General features: G+C 39.5%; 1 protein-coding gene. It reads left to right on the top strand.

What is annotated here, in order from left to right:
• Positions 1-11: 11 nt before the first annotated feature.
• Positions 12-2,446 (top strand): S8 family serine peptidase (locus HP456_RS22745; protein WP_216663396.1); only part of this gene is annotated, 2,435 nt, incomplete at its 3' end.

Raw genomic sequence — 2,446 nt, 5'->3', positions numbered from 1 at the left:
CTGAAGACTTCATGTTTAATAAAATCGGCACCGTTCAAACAGAGGGTGATCATCTAGCCGATTTCAGTTCAAGAGGACCTTCTAAATTTAATTATGATATCAAACCTGAAGTGACAGCTCCTGGAGTCGGTGTTCAATCCACTGTTCCTTCTTACATGGTAAACCCTGAGGATGTGGACAACTATGAGTATGCGTATCAGCGATTATCAGGAACTTCCATGGCTGCTCCTCAAGTAGCCGGGATCGCTGCCCTCCTACTAGAATCCAATCCAGATTTACAGCCAGAAGACATAAAAACAATCCTGATGAATACGGCTGATCCTTTATACGGGGATTATAGCGTTTTTGAAGTGGGTGCAGGAAGAGTCGATCCATATGAAGCGATCCATTCATCCATGCAATTCCAGGTAATCGATGAAACAACCAACATTGCAAATGGGGAAGAAGTCATCATTGATGAGAAAACAGGCTCCATCAGCTTTGGTCTCCAATACAACGATGGGAAACATATTCGTGATCAGCGCACAATACAAGTAAGCAATCATGGCAAGGAAAATAAAACCTTCACAGGAAAGGTTGAATTTACAAGTCATTCCCTTGATGCAAACAAGAACGGTGTTCAGGTTGGGTTTGATAAGAAGATTTCGGTTAAACCCGGAAAATCTAAGAAAACCAATGCCTTTGTTACGATTCCAAAAACAGCAGATCAAGGGTTTTACGAAGGATACATCACCTATGAAAATGAAAACGATTCAGATGAAATCTATCAAATACCGTTTTCGATCCGTGTTGCTGGAGAAGGATTTGATTTCTTAGTATTTGATAAACAAGTATTAACCACCAATCCAGGAAGCTATTTTGGATTTTTCCCTGTTGCTGCCTTTGGTTTCCAGTTAAATTCCAACGTGGAGCAAGTGGATGTTGTGTTAGCTGATGGAAAAACAGGTGAAGATATTGGATATGTCGGAAACTTCGATGGAAGTGACTTACAAATCGGTGTCCCATATGGACTGTACGGATATGGCGGGAATTATTATCCGTTTACAGGAGATGAGGATTATCCCGTCCACCTAAAGGAAATGTTCGCCAAACAAGGACACTATAAATTGAAATTTATTGCAACGAATGAAAATGGCAGAACCTTTACTGAAGAAGAAGACATTTTTGTCGATAATACGAAACCAGAATTTAAAACGAGTATTGATGATAAACTTGTTTATGAATTCTCAGAAGATCAAGAATCCTACCCAGTAACCGGAACATTAATTGACAAGGAAGTAAAGGATATTCAAGATGCAGGTATTAACATTAGTCAGGCAGATAATTTCATCTATGAATATTTGTACACGATGCTTCCTGAATATAGAATCTTCCCCGATGAAGATGGTACGTTTGAAATGGATATCCCTCTTGTCAGACAGACATATAATATAGCAGGATTGGATGCCCTTGATGCTGCGACGAACAAAACGGAAAAAAAGACGTATAATTTTCTTCCTGAAGGTACTTCCTACATGACAGGAACCTACGATAAGAAGTCCGCTAAACCTGGAGACACTGTTACATTTACAATGACGGCAAACAATGTTAAACAATTAAAAGAAGCGAAGTTCACTTTATACTTTACTGATTCAATGGAAATCCTCGATATTAAAAAAAATGATGCGTTATCCAGTTACGATGTAGATGTACAAACTGATATGTCTATTGGTTCAGTTTCTAATGCAAAGGTAGACCTTACCCTTAACGGAGATCAAGAGATTACAGGAGAACTTCCAATGCTGGATGTCACCTTTAAAGTGACCGATAAGAAATGGACTGACTTTGCAGGGTTCAACTTTACCAGTAATCGATACATTGACACGAATGGAGACACTATCCAAGCACAAGGATATATTGAAGGTTTGAAGCTACTCAAACAAACGGGTATCATCGGTGGGGGATTTGTCGGCCAAGGTTTCTTAAATCCTGACACTTCCGTTGATTTTTCGAGAGACTATACGAAAGTTGGTGCTTCCGTTGCGTTGATTAGTCCAGACGGAAAAGAATACACAGCTGGAATTACTAATAGAGCAGGCTTCCGTTTCGATAACATACCGGTAAATCCTGAACCATATACACTAAAAGTGAATATCCCGGGTCACTTCACATATTTTAAAGAAATCATGGTGAATAAAGAGGAAGATGGAGAAATTACCGGGACATTGACATCCATCACTGCGTTTACGTATGCAGGTGACGTGAATCAAGACGATGTCATTGATATATTCGATGCGCTATACCTGAAAGAAAAATGGCAGACGGATGATCGTTCTGCGGACATCAATTTAGATGGCATTGTCGATCAGAAGGATTGGAGTTATGTAGAAACGAATTATCTGACGAGAAACCATACATTGGATGAATTAAAGGATGCTGTTGAGAGTCACCAAGGTATGACATTGGA

Source organism: Bacillus haikouensis, assembly GCF_013179555.1.
Classification (GTDB): domain Bacteria; phylum Bacillota; class Bacilli; order Bacillales; family Bacillaceae_B; genus Rossellomorea; species Rossellomorea haikouensis_A.
Note: the sequence above shows the minus strand (reverse complement) of the source record. Positions and strands in the feature narration are given on the sequence as shown.